Here is a 19896-nt window from a genome sequence, read left to right on the forward strand (position 1 = left end):
GGCTGGACGCCGCCGTTGTGCAAGCTGTCGTGGAAAATCGCGTCATTAACGAGATGACCGTCTAGGCATCAACGGCGATAGCAATTTTGTTCTGTGCCGTGTTGTCCGCGCGCGTCAATGCGGCCCAGGTCACCCGCTTACCGACGTTCCGAGGTTTCGCCGAATTTTCGGCGAAACCTCCCCTCGACTTCCCGCGCGCTTTCCCATACCTGATTTCACATTCTGCCAGGTGTGTGCCGCCTCTTTGATCGACGGAGGGCGTAGATGCCCATGCTCCTGAAGAGGAGGGGCGTTCTCTGTCTGCTGATGAGCGTAGCACCGTGCTCGGCGTGTCAAGGGCAAGTGAACGGCCGAAGACGGCCGCCCTTGACACGGCTGCGCTCGATGCGTGGTCAGCCGGCAGACAGCGCTCGCGGTGAGTGCTGAGCGAGTCGGAGGACTAGCTATGAATATCGATCAACTTCGGGCCAGCCGAACGAGAGGGATCTCACATGCAAGCTAAGGTAATCACGATTGGGAACGCTGCCGGCTATCGGGAGATGGAACTCACAGTGGAGATAATGGAGAACGGCAAGCCGCGCCGAGTGAAGCTCTGCTTTAACGCTGATGACAGTACCTACATCGTCTGCGCATTTTTGCGAGCGCAAGCGCTAGCCTGGAACAATCACGTTCCTCTCGATGCCGAACCCCACGAGAAAGCGCGACCTCGGTGGGTGCCGCTGTACGGATCAATGTGAAGGTGCCGAGTATCTCTGGCAACACGAACAATTCTTCATTTCGCAGGAGTAGCGGCTTCCGCTACTCCTATGCGCCGGGCCACACCGCGCTCATGGGGTCGCCGTGATTCGAATTTCTGTGCGCCGCAGACTCCTCTTGAATTGACGCGGGCAGTCAAATTCTGACATACGATTGACCGCAAGTATAATGGCCAGACCGCGCTTCTGTCCGCGCCTTACGAGCGGAGAAGACGTGGCTTTAACCGTGGCCGCAGAAACACCGGCGAAACTGGCTCGCCGACTGCGGAGAGGCGTGGCCGCGGGTCAAATTGGTGACTCGATTGGTGCGGCACATTCGTTTAGTGTCGTGCTTATAGCGTGTTAATCGGTATGTCGGGTCTGGTAATGAACGCAGGCGATGGGCTCACGGAAGTCAAGGTTGCTATGTTTGGCTGCGCTCACGTTGGCGCAAGCGCTTTACATACGGGCCATCGACTAAATCGTCGGGATCCAGACCCAATGCACAATTCGCCAACGAGGCGAGTGTGTTGTCCGTGAGCTTTAAGCCTTTCGGTAGTTGACCGTAGTTCTCGGCGCTATTCTCGTCGATAGCGGTAAACAGTGCCTTGAAGTAGTCCGCGAGTGATGGGCGCATTGCTTTCGTGGCGGCTGCTGTCAACGAGTCCGTGGCTTCCAGGCGGGCGCAGTCAGCATCCCTAGCTAGGACCCGCATGAAGTCGCTGAGAGACGGCCAATATTTCAGGTCGAATTGGAAGCGAAGATCTCGAAGTGGCTTCCTGACATACAGTTCAAATCGGTGGTTATTCTCGGCTGCCTTTTCGAGAACTTCGCAAACATGATAGTGCGTGTTGCCAGCGAATCCCGAAGTGTTATGCAGGTCAGAGCGTTGCTCAAGCAGGCTCGTCAACTCAGCGGCCTTCCTGGCGATCTCCTGATTGACGCCTTCCAGCTTGTCGCGTGCGGCTCGCGCCTCCGAAATTCTGTTCGGGTTCCAGAACGCAGCGGTGCTAAGGATTAGTTGAAGAAACACCTGCAGGGCGGGCGGATGCCAGTGAAGCTTCCGATACAACTCCTCGTAGGCGTCTTTTAACTCCGAGCCGCGGGCGAGAAATCGGTCTATGACGATGTTCTCGCTGGGCAGGATGTTGTGCTCGATGTTGTAGCGCTTCTCCGAGGTGAGGATGTCTTCACAGATCGTTTGCGGATTGGTCGATGGATGTGAACTCATGATGTGTGGCTAGGGTTGAGACACGTCGCAGCGTAGCGGTCCGGCGCTCAGTTGTCGGTACCTCAGCGGTTACCTTCAATGCATTCGTTGGGTACCGCGGGTTGCCTGAATCCTTCAGGGCGGCAGCGCTGAGCGAGTTCCATGGCCGGTCTGCCGTCCGGGCCGATGTTCCATGGAGGTCTAGCGCCGCGACAAGAATCACGATTTTTGGCGCCTCTGAATACATTGCCATTCGGGCGCGACGCTACCGGGCCAGCAGCGTCGGATCCCCCACCTTTCGTGGATGTCAGGGGTGCAGTTGGATGCCGCCCGGTAATCTTGCGGCAATTTCTGCGACCAAGGGATCGCGTTGTGCCGGAGTTAGGCATAGCTTGCACCACTCGGTGACCATGGTTTCCCACACACTGGAAGCGCTTTTAATAATCCTGTCTCCGACCAAAGAGGGCCAGCGATGATGGTCGGGCGTTAGGACGGTGTCTTCCAGATAAGTATGCAGGTCGCCTGCGCCGATGCCGAATCTCTCATGCAAATTTCCCCAGTTTATGGCTCGCAAGCCCTGAAAAACGACCACCTCCGGCGCGGCCGTTCCTGGTAGAGCAGTGCAGCCGGGTGCTAGTTGCTGATCGCCGTCAAGCACGCCCAATCCGGGGTGCGCGAGTTTATTCTGGGCCGCGAGTTGTGCCAGCATCTTCACAACATTGGCAGGTCCTACGGACGATATCCTTATTCTCGACAGAATCTCGCCGCCCTGGGGGTGTCTCGCTATTATTTCTCTCGTAAACACTTCTGCTGTTCGGTCCTCAACGTAAACATATGCTTCCGGATGCACATGGTCGTCAAGTTTGGTGAGAGCGAATTCTGGGCTCGCTCCATACACGATGGTCGGTCCGGTTGTTGTTGGCACGATCAAGATGCGCGCTTCAGGTGGTAGTTCTTCAAGGATGTACGGACTGTGCGTAGAGAGGATGATCTGTACTCGCCTGAGCCTGCTGAACTCTAGAAGGAAACGAATAAGGCGTCGCTGCGCTCGCGGATGAAGTGACGCTTCAACTTCATCTATGACCACCAGGGCATGTGATGGAACGTGCTGAATGGCTCGGATTAAATCCAGAGTCGTATCTTCTCCGGCGCCTTGATGAAATTGCGAAATCTCGCCGAATTCCCTCTGCAGCAATCCCACCGGCCTGTTGGCGTTCACATCTGGCTTAACAAAGCGCGCGTTGCTGTATTCACGGCCCAAGATGTAGGAAAGCTTCGTCCGATATTCGACTGATACGTCTTCTGTCGAAATCTCGCCAGCCGCTAGCCGGGCTACCTTGGCGTATCCGGCAGTCGCGTCTAGTGGAAGGGTTCGCGCCACGTCAAACCAATATACGGACCTTTTGTAGCGTTTGTCAGGGAAGCTCCACCGTTCGGTCGGTTTTCTGATCTTGAACGTTTGATTCTCATCGCCCAGTCTTATTTGATAACCGAGTTCGATACCTTGCAGTTTGTCCCAATGGGTGTCGAGAAAGAAGTCGGACGGAAAGTATGCAGTGTGCTTGGGATCATATGCCGTCGCCGCTACCTTAAGCACAGTGCTCTTGCCGGCGCCGTTCTCGCCTACGACGGCGACGACTGGAAACTTGAAGACGACTGATTCGCCGCCCCAGCCCCGCAAGCCGCTAATCTCTACGCGTTCCAAAAACTGAGGCCAAAGGCCGCCCTGGTATTGATCGCGGATTCTATTTATCTCTGTGACATCCATATGCCATCCAGCTGTTTTGATTGTATGGACCTATGCATTGTTGCAGATGGGGGCGACAAGTCCAGTTAATCCGTTGTGGCGATCCCCCGACATTTGCATAGAACGATATCGCTAGGGCGTCCCGCAGAGTCATCGTTGTTAGTTTGACCTAATATTAGGGCTCCGACCTCCGCGAAGGAAGAAGAACTCTGGCCCCCCTGCGCTGCGTGGGACGCATGAATGAAGGTGGTGGGGCGCGCATATTCTCTCACCTCCGCTAGCCGTCAGCGAGTGGTGAAATCGCCGAAAAAAGAGCGAAACGATGAGATGGGTTTTTGGGGATGCCGCCGCCGTAAGGGGGTGCATCCGGTATCGGCTCCTGTCATTCGACAAGAACTTGAACAAGAGGAGAGGCCATGCCCATCGCGACCATTGCCGTTGATCTTGCCAAGACGGTGTTTGAACTCGCCGCAGCAGACGGCGCGGGCAAGATAGTCGAGCGTCGACGGCTCAATCGTGCCTAGTTTGAGCGCTACTTTGAGAACCGGGAATGCGTTCACGTCGTCATGGAGGCGTGCGGCTCGGCGCATTACTGGGGAAGGCGTTTCGAAGCACAGGGCATGCGCGTGTCACTGCTGCCGCCGCATTACGTTCGGGCCTATGTGAGACGGAACAAAACCGATAGTGCCGACGCCACGGCACTGCTTGAGGCGGCTCGGGCTAGCGATATCGTTCCCGTCCGGATGAAGTCGGTCGAGCAGCAAGGCTTGCAGGGGCTGCATCGACTTCGATCGTGCTGGCGAGCCACCTGCACGGCCAGGATCAACACGCTGCGCGGCTTGTGCAAAGAGCTCGGGGTCATCGCGCCGCTGCACAGCCGTGGCGTGGCGGAACTGCGTCGTCGTCTGGCGGAGGATGATGTTGGGATCCCGGAGTACCTGAGATTCACGCTGCAGAGAGTGCTGGGTGAGATCGACGAGCTCGAGGAGCGGCTGCTGGAAGTTGAGGCTCAGCTGGCCGAGATCGCCAAGCACTCGACGACCTGCCAGCGGCTACAGACGATCCCGGGCGTCGGATTGATTGTCTCAACGGCCTTCACCGGCGCCGTCGGCGATATCGCCGCCTTCCGTAGCGCCCGACATTTCGCCTCTTGGCTGGGGCTGACGCCGCGAGAATATTCCTCCGGCAACATTCGCCAATCAGTAAACGTGGCGACAGATATCTCCGGATGCTGCTCGTGCATGGCGCGCGTGCCGTTCTGTATTCCGGTGCAGCAGCGGTTCGTGCCGGGCGGCCGCTGGATCCATTGCGAGCATGGGGCCTACGCGTCCGAGACAAGTGTGGTGTCAAGAAGGCGGCGGTGGCCGTCGCGAACAAACTGGCCCGCATTCTATGGGCCACCTGGCGGTACCAACGAGACTTCGAGTCTCGGCCGCCGCGCTTGGTAGCAGCCTGATGATCACAAGACCGTTCCTGGTCGTGCGTAAAGTTTAACTGTTCATGGCAAGCCGGTCGGAACCGGCGCAGTGGCAAGCCGATATCCTGCACGGCTCCTAAACGATGGAAGCCCTCGAAACGAATGGCTCACTGCGCGCGGATTTCATAATGGCCAGGAGAGACAAAATGTCGTTCTCGAACAACAGGCCGGATATACGACTGCAACCGATTCGGCAGCCTTGATGAGCAGTGATGTGCACCGCCACGACGAGAAAGTGACGATCGAAGAACGGACGAAGAGAAACAAATAGTCTGTCAAGGGGTAGATTCGCCGAAAAAACCCATATACGCAGGATATGCCCCGGCCGCCTTGCTTTAAGAATGTGGCCCATGGGCAGCATCTCATCGCCGCATGCGTCTCGCGGAGACGAAGGAACGGTTCCGCAGCTTCGCGGAACACCAGCAGATGTCGGAGTCGGCGTTGCTGAAACGGCTAGTCGCTTTGGCTATGCGTGGTGCTGGCGCGGGTGATGCCGAAGTTGTGAAGTCGTCAGGGCGGCGGCTAAGAGGGGCGCGTACATCGGTTCGGCTGCAACCCGCCGACAAGCTGTTGCTGCGTGAGCGGGCGGCATCTCGGCAGATGGCGGTAGCGACATATATATATCTGTTCTTGTGCGAGCCCATCTGCGAAACCTATCTCCGCTGCCGAAAGACGAGTTGATGGCACTCAAGCAGTCGGTCGCCGAGTTGAGTGCGATTGGACGCAACCTCAACTAGCTGACGAGGCTGGCGCATCAGGGGATGGGCCTGCCCCAGCCGTAGTGATCTGCACGCGATATTGAAGGCGTGTGAGGCGCTGCCTGAGCACACGAAGGATCTTATGAAGGCGAATGCCCGCTCATGGAGGACGGGAGATGGCACCAGCGATTCGCCTTGAGCGCGACGAGCCGTGATTGGACACCGCCAGCTACGGCCGGGGCGGAGTAGGCCGGCGGCTATCGCGTGCTCAGGTCGAGCAGATTCGCCGCACGGTCAAACGTACACCCGAGGTGATGGTCAAAGTATCGAGCGGGAGTGGGGCAGTACATGCCGCAGAGTCAGCGCCCATTCAATTACATCAGTCGGCAAGGCGACCTCGAGGGCCCCCGGCCAGTATCGCGCTGTGGGAGGGCCTAGGAATAATCAATAAAATCAGGTGATTAGGCTTTGTTAGTGCATCGTCGGCAGCTGCCGGCTTGACGCTACGCCGAATGCCCCTATTATCCGTTTGTTGAAATCTTCAACAATCGAGAGCTGACCCCATGGCGACCGTTAACTTCAGCGTTCCCGACGACGTCAAGGTCGCGTTCGACCGGGCGTTCGGAGATCAGAACAAGAGTGCAATCATCGCTGATCTGATGCGCAAAGCGGTGGCGGACGCGAGTCGGCGCAAGCAGCGGGAAGATATCTTTCGCAAACTGACGCAGCGCCGCTCGCAGCGGCCTTCATTGTCCGGTGAACAAGCGAGGGCAGCGCGCGCCATGGGACGTCCGTGATCGCTGTCGTCGACGCGAGCGTCGTGATCAAGTGGTTGCTGCAGGATCCTGAGCGCGAGGCGGACACCGAAAAGGCGACTCGTCTTATGGAACAGGTTACCAGTGGCGAGCTGTCATCAATTCAGCCGACACACTGGATCCTGGAAGTCGGAGCGGTTTTGGCGCGAGTGAGTCCGGAGACTGCGGCAGACGATGTGACATTGCTCGCCGCGCTCGAACTCCCCACGACAGACGATCCATTGATCGTAAGGCGTGGAACGGAGCTTGCTATTGAGCTCAAGCAACACTTGTTCGATACGTTCTATCATGCCGTTGCCCTGGAGAATGCAGACACGGTGCTGGTGACGGCAGATGAGCGCTACATGCGTGCGGCCCAGGGCAAAGGCCGGATCATGCACGTGAAGGACTGGGATTGATGACTGAAGGCGATCAAGATGGTCGATAGAGAAACGCTGGCCATTTCAAGGAAGATATCGACGGCGCCTATGATGGATTACACCGACAGACACTGTCGGTATTTCCTGCGCCTGCTGAGCCCCGACACTCTCTTATATACAGAGATGCTGACCTCGGCCGCCTTAGTCCGTGGCGACGGAGCCAGACTCCTTACGTATGACAGCGCCGAGCACCCGGTAGCCCTGCAACTCGGCGGCAGCGATCCGAAGGAACTGGCGATCGCCGCTCGCATGGGGGAGCAGGCGGGCTATGACGAGGTGAACCTGAACTGCGGCTGCCCGAGCGATCGGGTGCAGAGTGGGCGGTTTGGCGCTTGTTTGATGGGCGAGCCGGCGCTGGTGGCGGAATGTGTAAGTGCCATGCGTGCGGTGGTGAGTGTGCCAGTGACGGTGAAGTGTCGCATCGGGATCGAGCCGATGCCGCAGGCTGCTGATGAGTTCGAGTTTCTGCGCGAGTTCATTGCGACGGTGGCGGCGGCTGGATGTGACGTGTTCGTCGTGCATGCACGCAAGGCCATCCTGAAAGGATTGAGCCCGAAAGAGAACCGCGAGATTCCGCCGCTGAAGTACAACGTAGTGGCCGCGTTGCGTGCTGAGTTTCCGAATCTCACGTTCGTGCTCAACGGCGGCATTCGCACGGTCGAAGAAGTGCAGACGCATTTACAAACATTCGACGGCGTGATGATCGGTCGCGAGGCTTATCAGAATCCTTACCTGCTGGCGCAGCTTCAGCAGGTGGTGTTCGATCCGAACTGGAGCCTGCCGGCGCGTGAGCAGGTGATCGAGCAGTACGCGGACTACGTTCGTACAAGACTGGCCGAGGGCCATCGATTGCGCAGCATGGTCAAGCATGTGCAGGGACTGTACGCCGGCATGCCCAGAGTGCGTTCCTGGCGTCGCTTCATCTCCGAAGGCGCCGGCCGGCCCGATGCGGGAGCCACCTTGCTAACGGACGCTTTGCGCATCGTGCAGGCGGCCTGACGCAGGCAGCGCACATCCATTGCAGATTCCGCCGGAAGACCCATGAGCGGGTCTTCCGGCTGATCCATATCAACGGTTGAACGGCACCGGCGCGAGCCGGCCGAAGTTGCCTTGCTTGGTCGCTGCCAAATAGGCGGCGACCGCATAAGCAGCCACGCTTTGATCGAGCACCTTCGCGTCGACCTTGGCGAGGGTGTCGTTCATCGTGTGGTGGAAGTCGAAATAAAGCGTGGCGTCGAGGACGGGGTCCAGGACGGGGACGCCGAGGGAGCGGAGGGGGCCGAGGTCGGCGCCGCCGGAGGCGGTGTTGATGCCGCCTTCGATGACGAGCGGCTCCATGGTCTTGCGCATTTTCTCGATGGCGCCGAGCGACTCCGGGCCCACCTGGGTGTCCAGGCGGATCACGGGGCCGATGCCCGTGTCGGCTTCCATCGCCAGCACGTGCTTGTTGTGCTCGTCGCCGATCAGTCGCGCATATTCCTTCGCGCCGGACAGGCCGAATTCCTCGTTAGCGAACAGCACCACGCGAATCGTGCGTGAGGGCTTGCGGTCCAATCGCGAAATCAGGCGAGCGGCCTCGACGACGATGGCCACGCCAGCGCCGTCGTCCAGCGCTCCCTGGCCCAGGTCCCACGAATCAAGATGCGCGCCCAACAGCACGATCTCGTTGGCGCGATCGGTGCCAGGGATTTCCCCGATCACATTCGCGGACCACGCGGGCGGCATTTCGCGCGCGGTGGATTTCAGCCGCAGTCGAACCTGCTTGTTTGCTTTGAGCTGACGCGAGAGCGTCTCGGCGTCGGGGTTGGACAGCGAGAAAGCGGGGATGCGCGGGGCATTCATTTCGTATTGCATCCGGCCGGTGTGAGCGAAGCGCTCATCCGACGTACCGACGGAGCGGATCACCACCGCGACGGCGCCAAGGTTCGCGGCGACGCTCGCGCCTTGCACACGATTCTTTACAATCTTGCCGTAGCCCGACCCATCCCGCGTGCGCTCCATGCGCTCGTTGATGAAGACGATCTTGTTCTTCACGTCGCCGGCCTGCGCGGCGGCCAATGCATCCAGTGAGGCGAACTCGACCACCTGCGCCTCGATGCCTTCTTCGGGCGTGCCGATACTCCCACCCAATGAGGCCGCAACGAGGGGCTGAGCCGCGGGGCCGAGCAGGGTGACCTCCGTGCTGCCACGAATCCAGCGCGGCACCAGCACGTCCTGGGTGCGTACGCCCGTAAAGCCCAGTTTGCCGAGCCGGTTCATGGCCCAACGCACGGCAGCTTCGTCGCCGGCGGACCCGGCCAGTCGCGGACCGACCTCGGTCACGAGCGAGCTCACGTGGTCATAAGCGGAGGTCCCTTTGAGGGCGCGGTCGCGCAGGGCCCCGGCCGCGGCGAGGTCCGCGTCGGTCCAGTCGGCGACCGGTCCGGACTGGGCCGAGGCGGGGCGAGTCTGGACCGCCAGGATCGTCAAAACCGCCAAAAAAATGACGCAAAAGACGGCGTCGCGCCGCCGGGAAGGGGCGGTCGGGGGAACCATTTCGAGCATCCGAACTCCTTGTTGCACCCAGCGGTTAAGGTATCCAGCGGGGTTATGTAGCGTTGTCGTATATACTGCGGCCCGCCCCCGGGAATTCGGGGGCAGGCCGGACCCTCAAGCGGACAGCAAGGATACCAATGAGGCGGCGACGAGGCGGGGAGACGACGATGAGCGCCAAGAGGTCATGGGAAAGGACATCGAACTAGCCATCCTGTTTGCCGACGTGGTCGGCAGCACGCGAATTTACGAAGTCATGGGTGACCTGCGCGCCCGGGACATGGTCCTGACCTGCGTGGAGATCATGCGGGCCGCCACCGAGCAGAACCATGGCACGGTCATCAAGACCATCGGCGACGAGATCATGGCCACGTTTCCCACCGCGAACGACGCCATCAACGCCGGCAGCCGCATGCAGCACGACATCCGTAGCCATGCCGAGCTGAAGGTCGAGGGCCAGCCCATCGCCATTCGCATCGGCGGTCACTTCGGACCGGTGGTGCTCGAGAATCGCGATATCTTCGGCGCGGCGGTCCACACCGCGAACCGCATGACCAGCCAGGCCAAGGCCGGGCAGATCATGATCACCAGCGCCATGGTCGAGCGGCTCGCGCCCGAGTGGCAGTCCGCCGTACGTCAGATCGACGTGGCCACGCTCAAGGGCAAGACCAGCGAGGACGAGCTGTTCGAAGTGTTGTGGCAGAAGGAAGACGCCACCAGCATGTTGCCCGCCATCGCCCTCGGAGCTTCGGCCGCGAATCGCGACAAGCAACGCGCGCGTCGCTTGCGTCTGCGCTTCCAAGGGCAAGAGATCGTTGTCGACGAGAGCCGCGCCAATATCGCCATCGGCCGCGCCGAAGAAAACGACATCGTGGTCAAGGGCAATCTGATCTCACGTCTGCACGCGAAGATCGAGCTGGTCCGTAACAAATTTCAACTCGTGGACCAGAGCACCAACGGCACGTTCGTCACCACGCGTGAAGGCGAGGAAGCGTTCGTCCGTCGCGACACCATGCAGTTGAAAGGCGAGGGGCTGATCGGATTCGGTCGCGTCCCGGAGAACAATTCGTCGTTGACCGTTCGCTACGTCTGCGAAGAGTAATGCGCCCGGCGCAGGTGCTCGTGCGAGCGCCTTCCAAACTGCTGCAGCCTTTCGTGAAGCGGTTCCTAGTGGTGGAGGCGACCGCTGCACAGGACGACACGCATCTTCCCGAGACCGGGTTGGTGGCAGCGTTTCAGTTGCGTGGCCAATGTCTCCTGAATCACGACGCACCCGCGCCTCCAGCGTCCATCGCCGGACTAACGGAGGCGTTGCGCACACATAAACATAGTGCCGAGCACGCGGTCCTCATCGTTTCATTCACCGCCGTCGGCGCGGCGGCATTTCTGCCTCAGCCGCTGCACGAATTTTCCAACGCGACGGTCGACCTTCACGATGCGCTGAGCGGGCGCGCCGGTGTGCGAAGGTTGCACGAACAGATGCAGGAAGCTGACAGTGCCACACAGCGCGTGAACCTCGTCGAAGAGTTCCTCATCGGACGCGTCGGTAATGCAAGGCCGGATGCACTCGTCGCGGCAGCGGTCGATATGATCGAGAGCACACACGCCACGCTGCGCATCGGCGATCTCGCGCGGAAGATCGGTCTGAGCCAAAGCGCATTGGAGCGGCGCTTTCGTGCGGTCGTAGGAACTTCACCCCGGAAGTTCAGCTCGCTCGTGCGTCTCCAGCACGTTTCGCGGCTCGTCGACAGCGGCATGGATCTGACGACGGTCGCGCACGCTTCGGGTTATACCGACCTGTCGCACTTCATCAACGACTTCAAACGTTTCACCGGTGTGGCGCCCGGATCGTACTTCAGTCGCTGAACGCCGAATTTTTACAAGTAGCCGAGTGAGTGTCGCCGCTACAGTGACGCCGTTCAACGACGCGTAGGCACACTCGACTCATGAAACAATTCGTCATTATTTTTCGACAAGCGCCCAGAGAGTTCACCGAAGCCGACCTGAAACAACGTTCGGAGCAAACCCGAATTTGGGCGGCTCCCCTCAACACTGCCGGTCACAAACTCGATCCGCGCATCTTGGAGCCCGCCAGCCAGTGGAGTGGGGCGGACGCGCCGGTCACGGCGTTACTGTTTCTGGAAGCTCGGGACTTCGAACAGGCAACGCAGATCGCTCGCAGCCATCCAGCCATTCGTTACGACGCAAGCGTCGAGGTTCGCGCCTGGGCGGGCGTCAAGCCGTAACCGGCCAGCAAGAAAGGCGGGCAGGGAAGCCCTTCGGCTGCGTGCTGTGTACATATGTCAAACCTGTAACAGCGCTGTAAGAAAGCCAAATCGCAATGTGACTGTAGTGTAACTGAAACATTCGCTGCCCAGACTGCGCGCCAATTCCTTCAGCGGTGTCGTCTTTCTGGGAGCGACTTGATGAGAACTTATCAGTGGATCATTGCGAGCGCGGTGGCGATGGCGCTCGCCGGCTGCGGCGCGGACGAGATTTCCTCGGCCGGCGCGGGCGGCAATATTACGATTAATAATCCGCCGCCGGCACAGAACCCCGATCCGGGTCCGGATCCCGATCCAGATCCGGTGCTGGTGACCCCGGCCGCTGGCTGCCCCACGATTGCTGCTTCGACTCCGTTGAACGACGCCGGGACCATCGAGGGACCGACGGGCGAATATCGCGTTTGCGATTTGCCGCCGGTGATCAACGCGAGCACGACCCTGCCTCGCATCCCCGGCCTGCTTTACGCCCTGCCTGATCGTGTGGACGTCGGCACCGATCTCGGTCCCACGTTCACGACCGGCGAGGCGTCCGTCACCCTGACCATTCAACCGGGTGTCGTGATCTTCGCGAAAGCCGGCACCGCGTGGCTCGGTGTGAACCGCGGTAACAAGATTCAGGCAGTGGGTACGGCGACGCAGCCGATTGTATTCACGAGCCGTGACAACGTCCTGGGCCTCGCGACCGATGACTCACAAGGCCAGTGGGGCGGCGTCGTGCTGATGGGCCGTGCCCCGATCACGGATTGCAGAACGGGCCTGCCAGGCTCCGTCAGCTGTGACCGCCAGACAGAGGGTGCCGCACAGCCGGCGCTGTACGGCGGCGTGACCGCGAACGACAACAGCGGCCGCATGAGCTACGTGCAGATCCGCTATTCCGGCTATGCACTCGCGGCCAACACCGAGTTGCAGTCGCTGACGCTCGAAGGCGTGGGCAGCGCCACGCAGATCGATCACATCCAGATGCACAACAGCTCGGACGACGGCTTCGAAAATTTCGGCGGCACGCCGAGCATGCGTCACCTCGTGATCACCGGCGCCGATGACGACAGCATCGACCTGGATTTCGGCTACAAGGGCACGATCCAATATGTGATCGCGGTTCAGAAGGCCTCTGGCAGCCCGGACTCGATCATCGAGCTCGACTCGACGAATTCGAACGAGACTCAGGTGCCGCGCACTCACGCGAAGATCGCGAACTTCACGTTTGTCCATCGCAATCCGGCGACCGCGAACACGGCTGCCTGGCTGCTGCGTGGCGGCGCAGATGCAACGCTGGTGAACGGCGTGATGACGACCCCGATGGCGTGTTTGCGCTTGAATGGCGCGAACATCCTCGCCACCGATCCGACCATCGACAAGCTCGGCCCGCCGGAATTCCACTCCGTCGGCTTGACCTGTGGCACCGCTGTTACGGTTGACGGTTCCGGCGTGCCGGCTGCGCAAGCGGCGGCTCTGTTCACCTCGCCGGGCACCAACAACAACACCACCCTGTCCTCGACGTTGACCGGCGTGTTCGTCAACGGCGCGAACGAGGCGGCGATGACGGCGACGGATCCGAAGTCCGAGGATGCCTTGTTCGATACCACCACCTATGTCGGCGCGGTCAGGGACGCCAATGACACGTGGTATGCGGGTTGGACCTGCAACTCGGCGACCGCGAGCTTCGGCGATACCAGCACGGCGTGCACCACGCTGCCGTCGCTCGTCGAGTAAGTAGCAGCCATCGGCGTGCGGCGGGTTGCGATGACGAGTCGCGATCCGCCGCATTCAAGTTTTCGATACATTGAAAATAGTTAGGTACATATATGGCCAAACCGCGCACGTGGGGCATGTTGCTGGCCGCAACCGCGTTCTCCACTCAGGCCTTTGCTCAGGCGCCGGTCGAAGTTGACGCTTCGCAGCCGGCAGAAGCGACCGACTCTGCAGCGACTCCGCCGTCTTCCACTCAAGAATCGGTCGATGTCGCCATGCCCGGCGGCATTCCCACCGTGACGGTTGTGGGCCGCCGTGAACGCGAAGTGCAGCGCGAAACGACGCAGGTCATCACCGTGCTGTCGAGCGAAGACATCGCCAGAACGGGCGAAGGCAATATCGCGGGCGCGCTCGGACGTGTGACGGGTTTGAGCGTCGTGGGCAGTGGATTTGTTTACGTTCGCGGTCTGGGCGATCGCTATTCTCTCGCGTTGCTCAACGGCTCGCCGCTGCCTAGCCCGGAGCCCATGCGCCGCGCGGTGCCTCTCGATTTGTTCCCTACCGACGTGGTGGCTTCCTCGTTGGTGCAAAAAACCTATTCGCCCAACTTCCCTGGCGAGTTCGGCGGCGGCGTGATCAACCTGACGACGCTGGCGATTCCCAGACAGCCGTTCTTCGATGTGAATCTCGGCGTCAGCGGCGACACCGAGACCACCGGCCAGCTCGGCTACGATTACTATGGCAACAAATATGACTGGACGGGCTACGGCAATCGTGACACGCCGCCCGCGCTCGCGGCTTTCTTCGCCAGTGGTCAGCGCATCAGCACCGGCGCAGTGGACACGGGCGAGATCGCCAGCCAACTCGTCACTCGCAGCAACGGTCTTGTGCAGAAGGTCGGGGACGTTGCGCCGAACTTCTCCGGAACCCTCACTGGCGGCAACACCTGGCAGCTGGGAGATTCCGAGCTCGGCGTCATCGCCACTGCTGGATTCAATAACGGCTGGCGCACTCGCGACAACATCCAGCAGACACCGGCTAGCGCCGACCTGTCCGTGATCGACAGGGATTTCCGTCAGGTCGCAACCGAGAACCGCGCTGTCGCCAACGCCTTGCTGGGCGTCGGTTACGAATTCGGCGAGGGCAATAGTCTGCGCTGGACCAACGTGTACATCCACGACACGCTGAAGCGCACCAGTCTCGCCGAAGGCAGGCAAAACAACACGCGGCCCGGAGCGGACTTCAGCGACCAGAGCACTGCTTTGTATGAGCGTGAGTTGATGAGCACGCAGCTGACCGGCGGGTTCAATCTAGAGCCGTTGACAGTCAGCACGCGAGCCTCCTATTCGACGTCGAAGCGCGAAGCGCCTTACGAACTGGGCATCGGCTACGTGCGCACGAACCAGGCGACGAGCCCGTATGGAGAATATTTCATCAACCGCCTGGACAACGGTAACACCGGCTACGCCGACATCGCCTTCTCGGATCTGGATGAGGATCTGTGGTCGGCCGGCGTGGACCTGACCGCGCAGGTTCTGCCGCGCCTGGTGCTGTCAGGCGGCGTCGACATCACGGACACACAACGCGATTCCACGCGGCGTGAGTTTCAGATCGTCGCTCCCTCGACGTTGCCGAACTATGTGGCGATGCTTCGGCCCGATTACCTGCTGAGCCGAGCGGTCATCGAGGAATACGGCATCGGATTGATCGAGACGACCGAGACGGATCCTGCCTTCACCGCAAGTTTGCGCACAGAGGCAGCGTACGCGCAGTTCCAGGCGGAACTGATGGATGGGCTGGAACTCAGCGCCGGCGCACGCTATGAGAAGGGCGAGCAGGAGGTTCGTCCACTGCAGGTGTTCGACACTGTCACGCGATCTATCGCTGGGACGAACATCGAGAACGACTATGTGCTCCCGGGAGCAACGCTCACATACAAGTTCCACGACGACATGCAGCTTCGTTTCAACGCATCGAAGACGATCGCGCGCCCGCAGTTCCGCGAGCTGATGTTCCAGCTGTACTTCGATCCTGAGTACAGCCGCTACTATCGAGGCAACCCGCTGCTGACCGACAGCGAATTCTTCAATGGCGAAGTGCGCTACGAGTGGTACTACGCTCCGGAGCAGCGCTTCTCCGCCGCCGGGTTCTACAAGACCATCGACGACCCGATCGAGGCCTTCACCGGCTTCACCGACAACACTCCGGAGACGAGCTTCGCCAATGCGCCCGAGGCGGAGCTGTACGGCGTGGAGCTCGAAGTGCAGAAGTACTTCCCGCTGGGTGATTTGTTCGCAAACGAATTCCTCGGCTCACGCCGCGCGGTGGTGATCGGCAACTACACCTTCACCGACTCGAAGATCAACGTCGAGGATGGAGATATGGTGCGTGTGTTCGGCGCCGCGGAGCAGGCAGCGAGCAATATCTTCCGCGATGGGAGTCAGCTCACGGGCCAGTCGGACCACCTGGTCAATCTGCAGTTCGGCCTGGAAAACCCGAACCGGCTGTCGCAGCAGACGATCCTGCTCTCCTACGCGAGCGATCGTGTAACGAGCCGCGGCGCGACGGGTCTGCCGGATATCTACGAGTCGCCCGGCATGCGGGTGGACTTCGTGGCGCGCGAGGCGCTGAACCTGTTCAACACGGATCTGGAAGCCAAGCTGGAGATTCGCAACATCTTCGGCCGCGACTACAAGGAGTTCCAGCAGCGTGGCCCCAACACCGTGTTCTACAACAAGTACGACGTAGGCACGACGTTCTCCGCGTCGCTGACGATGAGCTTCTGACGACTACGAAGCGTCTGGGGCACACAAACAGGCGGCGATGCTCGATCGGGCATCGCCGCTTTTTTGTTTTGCAGAAGGTTTAGTTGGTGATCGTCGAGATTCCGCCGATGCGGCTTTGCTCGACGAGGTCCTCGACGAGCAACATCAGGGGCATGGTTCGAGTGGGGGACTCGCCGTGTATCCAGCGCAGCGGCCTATCCATCGCCCAGACTGGCGTCGCTGCACGCTCCATCTTCCGAATTGCATCGAGCGACTTCCGCTTCGGCCAGTTGGACCACGCGAATTGCATGTCCGTCACCACATTTTCGAAGGAGATAGCGCCCGTGCCCGTGAACGGCTGAGCGTTGATGCTGATAGCCACGTCGTCGGCGTCGCCGATGGCGATGAAGTTCTTCACTTTGATGTCGTGCGCGGAATCGCCGTTCCATGCATAGCCGTCGGCAGTGCCAAAAAAATCGAGACAAACGTTGGATGCGTTGTCCCATCCCCGCACAAAACCCGAAATGGAGATGTTGGCGAACGAGTGGCCGCGAACGGCCCGGTCGACGGCTCCCGTTGAGGTGAACCTTTTGAACTGCAGCAACTTGCGCGCCACCGGCGCCCGGGTTGCGTCGAAAACGATCTGAACGTCGATGTTGGCGAACTGTGCCGGCGTCGATGTGGGCGTGTTCTGGCTCGCATCGAACGTGACGATCGCGCTGCTCCTGGTGTCGACGCCGTTCGGGTGTTTGCCGTCCGACCAATATTTGAGCCTGATGTTTTCCAAGCGGTTGTACGCAGATCTCGAATCTGCATACACCTTCAGCAGCACGTCGTCGAAGGGCCCGCCCTGCCTGGACACCATTTCGACATCGTGGTCGTGCACGTTCCATGGAAAGTACCCGCGGCCGCAGTTGATCGTCTGGATGCCGCGGGCGAAATACCAGTCTCCCGAAGCCTGGAAACTCTGAGGGTAATAGACATTCTCGAAACGATTGTTGATCGCCGTGATCCGATCGGAGCGCGAGCCGCCGGTGCTCACGTCGCCAATCGCCGTGATTCCGGAGTATCCGCCCAGTTGTTCGCAGTCCTCGATGCGAATTCGCGAGGAACCGTTACGGATGTGGAAAAACCGCGCACCATTGGCCGGGTCCAGCTTCTGATACGTTTGCGAGTAGCGCAGCCCCGTGATGTGGATATCTTGCGCGCCGTTCAGATCGAACACGTCCAGAATGCCGGAGCTCACGTTCCCCGCAGAGATCCGCGCACCGTTGCCTATGACGGTGATGCCACGGGCGCCCTGCAAATCGAACAACGTCGCACCGCCGATTGCGGTGGTGGCATATGCGCGTCCCGAGGTGAAGCGAATCGTCAGTCCGGGCTTTTGCCTCGCGACGGCAGCCACCTTGTGAAACGCTGTCGTGAAATCCGTCGAAGCGTCGATCCATGTGAGATAACGCTCGACGTGTCCCTCAGGCAGCCATTCATTGACTGGCGCCACGCCGGCGGCGGACTCGGCAGATGTTTGAGGCTGGAGCATCGAGCCGGTCGGCGGCTGCCTCGGCACTGTCCACACGATGGCAGGGCGCTCGAAATCGCGGAATGCGTAGCGCTCCAGGACACTTGGGTCCAAGTCGAGATGCGCGGGCGTCATCGATGTTGATCGAGCGGCGGCGACACCTGCGCATCGCCGCCTTTAGGTCGGCAACGAAGCTGTGTTACGCCGCGTTCGCCGCCTCCAATCTCTTCGCCACGCCCTTCAGCTCTTCCCGCAGCTCACTCGGCACGCGGCTGCCGTACTCGTCCAGGTACTTGCCGATGGCGTCGACTTCCTGGCGCCACGAGCCGGCGTCGATGGACAGCAGGGTCTCGAGCGTGGAGGGATCCATGTCGAGGCCGGAGACGTCGAGGTCCTGCTTGCGTGGCAAGAAGCCGATCGGCGTTTCGATCGCGTTGACCTTGCCTTCGCAGCGATCGGTGATCCAGCGCAGCACGCGAAGGTTTTCGCCGAAGCCCGGCCACATGAACTTGCCGTTGCGGTCCTGGCGGAACCAGTTGACGTGGAAAATCTTCGGCAGCTTGCTGGCATTCTTGCCGCTGCCGAGCTTGAGCCAGTGGCTCCAGTAATCGGCGAAGTTGTAGCCGGCGAACGGCTTCATCGCCATGGAGTCACGACGCACGACGCCCATCTGACCAACGGCTGCTGCAGTAGTCTCGGAAGCCATGCCGGCGCCGACGAGCACGCCGTGCGCCCAGTTGCGCGCTTCATAAACGAGCGGAGCGACTTCGCGACGACGACCACCGAACAGGATGGCGGAGATCGGGACGCCTTCCGGAGCATCCGCGAGCGTCGAGTAAATCGGGTTCTGCTTCGCGGAGACCGTGAAGCGTGAGTTCGGATGAGCGGCGGGACCATTGCCGGGCTTATACGGCTTGCCTTGCCAATCGAGGGCAGGCGTGCCGCTCTCGAGGCCTTCCCACCACGGCTGATTGTCAGCTGTCACCGCGACATTGGTGAAAATGGTGTCGCGCTGGATCATGTCGTAAGCGTTGCAGTTGGTCTTGCGGTTCGTGCCCGGCACGACGCCGAAGTAACCAGACTCGGGATTGATGGCGCGCAACTGACCTTCGGCATCGACATGCAGCCAGCTGATGTCATCGCCAAGCGTCCAGATCTTCCAGCCCGGCATGGAGGCGGGCGGCACCAGCATCGCGAGATTGGTCTTGCCGCACGCGGACGGGAAGGCGGCGGCTACGTAATGAGTCTTGCCTTCGGGGCTCTGCAGGCCCATGAGCAGCATGTGCTCGGCGAGCCAGCCTTCTTCGCGCGCCTGCCAGCTGGCGATGCGCAGCGCATGACACTTCTTGCCGAGCAGGGCGTTGCCGCCGTAGCCCGAGCCGACGCTCTTGATGGTGAGCTCTTCGGGGAAGTGCATGATGAAACGCCGGTCCGGATCCAGGTCGCCGATGGAATGCAGGCCCTTCACGAATTTGTCTTCGCGCTCGATGCGCTTCAGCGCCGCGTCGCCCATGCGCGTCATCAGGCGCATGTTCACGACTACATAGGGGCTATCGGTGATTTCGACGCCGCAACGGGCGAACGGCGAATCGATCGGGCCCATGCAGTACGGGATCACATACATGGTCCGGCCCTTCATGGCCCCGGCGAACAGATCGTCGATCTTCCGGTGCGCCTCGGTGGGATCCATCCAGTGATTGTTCGGACCCGCGTCTTCCTTATTGCGCGTGCAGACGAAGGTCAGGTGCTCGACGCGGGCCACATCCGACGGGTTCGACCGGTGCAGATAGCAATTGGGATGGGTGTCCTGGTTGAGCTTGATAAGATCGCCGCTCTTGAGCATCGCATCGATCAGGGCGGTGTTCTCGGCATCCGACCCGTTGCACCAGTGAATCGATGCAGGCTGGGTCAGGCGGGCGACTTCGTCGACCCAGCGTTTGAGCGATGCATTAGACGTGGTCATTACAGCGGCAACCTCGCGGGTTCATGAAAACTCATAGATG

The 19896-nt window shown here is 60.5% G+C and carries 13 protein-coding genes and 2 pseudogenes; 10 read left to right on the plus strand and 5 right to left on the minus strand.

All coding sequences use genetic code 11. The features are described from left to right. The first annotated feature begins 491 nt into the window (after positions 1 to 491). Positions 492 to 737 carry a hypothetical protein gene (locus VGD45_RS34490; RefSeq protein ID WP_422664273.1) on the plus strand — a complete coding sequence of 82 codons (246 nt, stop codon included), beginning with the start codon at positions 492 to 494 and terminating at the stop codon, positions 735 to 737. A 421-nt stretch (positions 738 to 1158) separates the two neighbouring features. Here the strand turns inward: VGD45_RS34490 and VGD45_RS14610 are convergent, their stop codons facing one another. Then, entirely contained in the window at positions 1159 to 1965 is an 807-nt protein-coding gene (locus VGD45_RS14610) for a hypothetical protein (RefSeq protein WP_331156059.1), read from the minus strand. 286 nt (positions 1966 to 2251) lie between these two features. Further along, positions 2252 to 3712 carry an ATP-dependent nuclease gene (locus tag VGD45_RS14615; protein WP_331156060.1) on the minus strand — a complete coding sequence of 487 codons (1461 nt, stop codon included), beginning with the start codon at positions 3710 to 3712 and terminating at the stop codon, positions 2252 to 2254. Between the two features lie 395 nt (positions 3713 to 4107). Here VGD45_RS14615 and VGD45_RS14620 point away from each other — a divergent pair. From VGD45_RS14620 to dusA, 4 genes and pseudogenes are all read left to right on the plus strand, one after another. Continuing rightward, positions 4108 to 5147: pseudogene (locus VGD45_RS14620) on the plus strand (IS110 family transposase). 1282 nt (positions 5148 to 6429) lie between these two features. Continuing rightward, positions 6430 to 6663 (plus strand): hypothetical protein, encoded by a 234-nt coding sequence (locus tag VGD45_RS14625; protein ID WP_331156061.1) that lies wholly within the window; start codon positions 6430 to 6432, stop codon positions 6661 to 6663. Next, positions 6660 to 7079 (plus strand): type II toxin-antitoxin system VapC family toxin, encoded by a 420-nt coding sequence (locus tag VGD45_RS14630; protein WP_331156062.1) that lies wholly within the window; start codon positions 6660 to 6662, stop codon positions 7077 to 7079. The genes VGD45_RS14625 and VGD45_RS14630 overlap by 4 nt, the downstream gene beginning before the upstream one ends. A gap of 18 nt (positions 7080 to 7097) precedes the next feature. Beyond that, the gene (gene dusA / locus VGD45_RS14635) at positions 7098 to 8099 is read left to right on the plus strand and encodes a tRNA dihydrouridine(20/20a) synthase DusA (protein ID WP_331156063.1); all 1002 of its coding nucleotides are present in this window, start codon (positions 7098 to 7100) and stop codon (positions 8097 to 8099) included. Between the two features lie 69 nt (positions 8100 to 8168). Here dusA and VGD45_RS14640 read toward each other — a convergent pair whose 3' ends face one another. Continuing rightward, a complete protein-coding gene (locus tag VGD45_RS14640) occupies positions 8169 to 9644 on the minus strand; it encodes a M20/M25/M40 family metallo-hydrolase (RefSeq protein WP_331156064.1) in 1476 nt (491 codons plus the stop codon). Between the two features lie 175 nt (positions 9645 to 9819). Between VGD45_RS14640 and VGD45_RS14645 the strand changes: the two genes are divergently transcribed. The 5 genes from VGD45_RS14645 (at position 9820) to VGD45_RS14665 (ending at position 16395) form a co-directional block, all read left to right on the plus strand. After that, positions 9820 to 10734: an adenylate/guanylate cyclase domain-containing protein gene (locus VGD45_RS14645; RefSeq protein WP_331156065.1), complete on the plus strand. Its 915-nt coding sequence runs from the start codon at positions 9820 to 9822 to the stop codon at positions 10732 to 10734. After that, complete coding sequence (locus tag VGD45_RS14650; protein ID WP_331156066.1) at positions 10734 to 11498, plus strand: helix-turn-helix transcriptional regulator; 765 nt, start codon at positions 10734 to 10736, stop codon at positions 11496 to 11498. The genes VGD45_RS14645 and VGD45_RS14650 overlap by 1 nt, the downstream gene beginning before the upstream one ends. Before the next feature lie 80 nt (positions 11499 to 11578). Beyond that, entirely contained in the window at positions 11579 to 11878 is a 300-nt protein-coding gene (locus VGD45_RS14655; RefSeq protein ID WP_331156067.1) for a hypothetical protein, read from the plus strand. 180 nt (positions 11879 to 12058) lie between these two features. Further along, complete coding sequence (locus VGD45_RS14660) at positions 12059 to 13630, plus strand: hypothetical protein (RefSeq protein WP_331156068.1); 1572 nt, start codon at positions 12059 to 12061, stop codon at positions 13628 to 13630. Positions 13631 to 13722: 92 nt separating this feature from the next. Beyond that, positions 13723 to 16395: a TonB-dependent receptor domain-containing protein gene (locus VGD45_RS14665; RefSeq protein WP_331156069.1), complete on the plus strand. Its 2673-nt coding sequence runs from the start codon at positions 13723 to 13725 to the stop codon at positions 16393 to 16395. Between the two features lie 79 nt (positions 16396 to 16474). Here VGD45_RS14665 and VGD45_RS14670 read toward each other — a convergent pair whose 3' ends face one another. Together VGD45_RS14670 and VGD45_RS14675 are read right to left on the minus strand one after the other, a co-directional pair. Further along, positions 16475 to 18007: a hypothetical protein gene (locus tag VGD45_RS14670; RefSeq protein WP_331156070.1), complete on the minus strand. Its 1533-nt coding sequence runs from the start codon at positions 18005 to 18007 to the stop codon at positions 16475 to 16477. A gap of 85 nt (positions 18008 to 18092) precedes the next feature. Continuing rightward, positions 18093 to 19862 (minus strand): annotated as a pseudogene (locus tag VGD45_RS14675) (phosphoenolpyruvate carboxykinase (GTP)); the annotation flags it as partial. Positions 19863 to 19896: the final 34 nt, after the last annotated feature.

The organism is Steroidobacter sp. (assembly GCF_036402275.1).
Taxonomy (GTDB): domain Bacteria; phylum Pseudomonadota; class Gammaproteobacteria; order Steroidobacterales; family Steroidobacteraceae; genus Steroidobacter.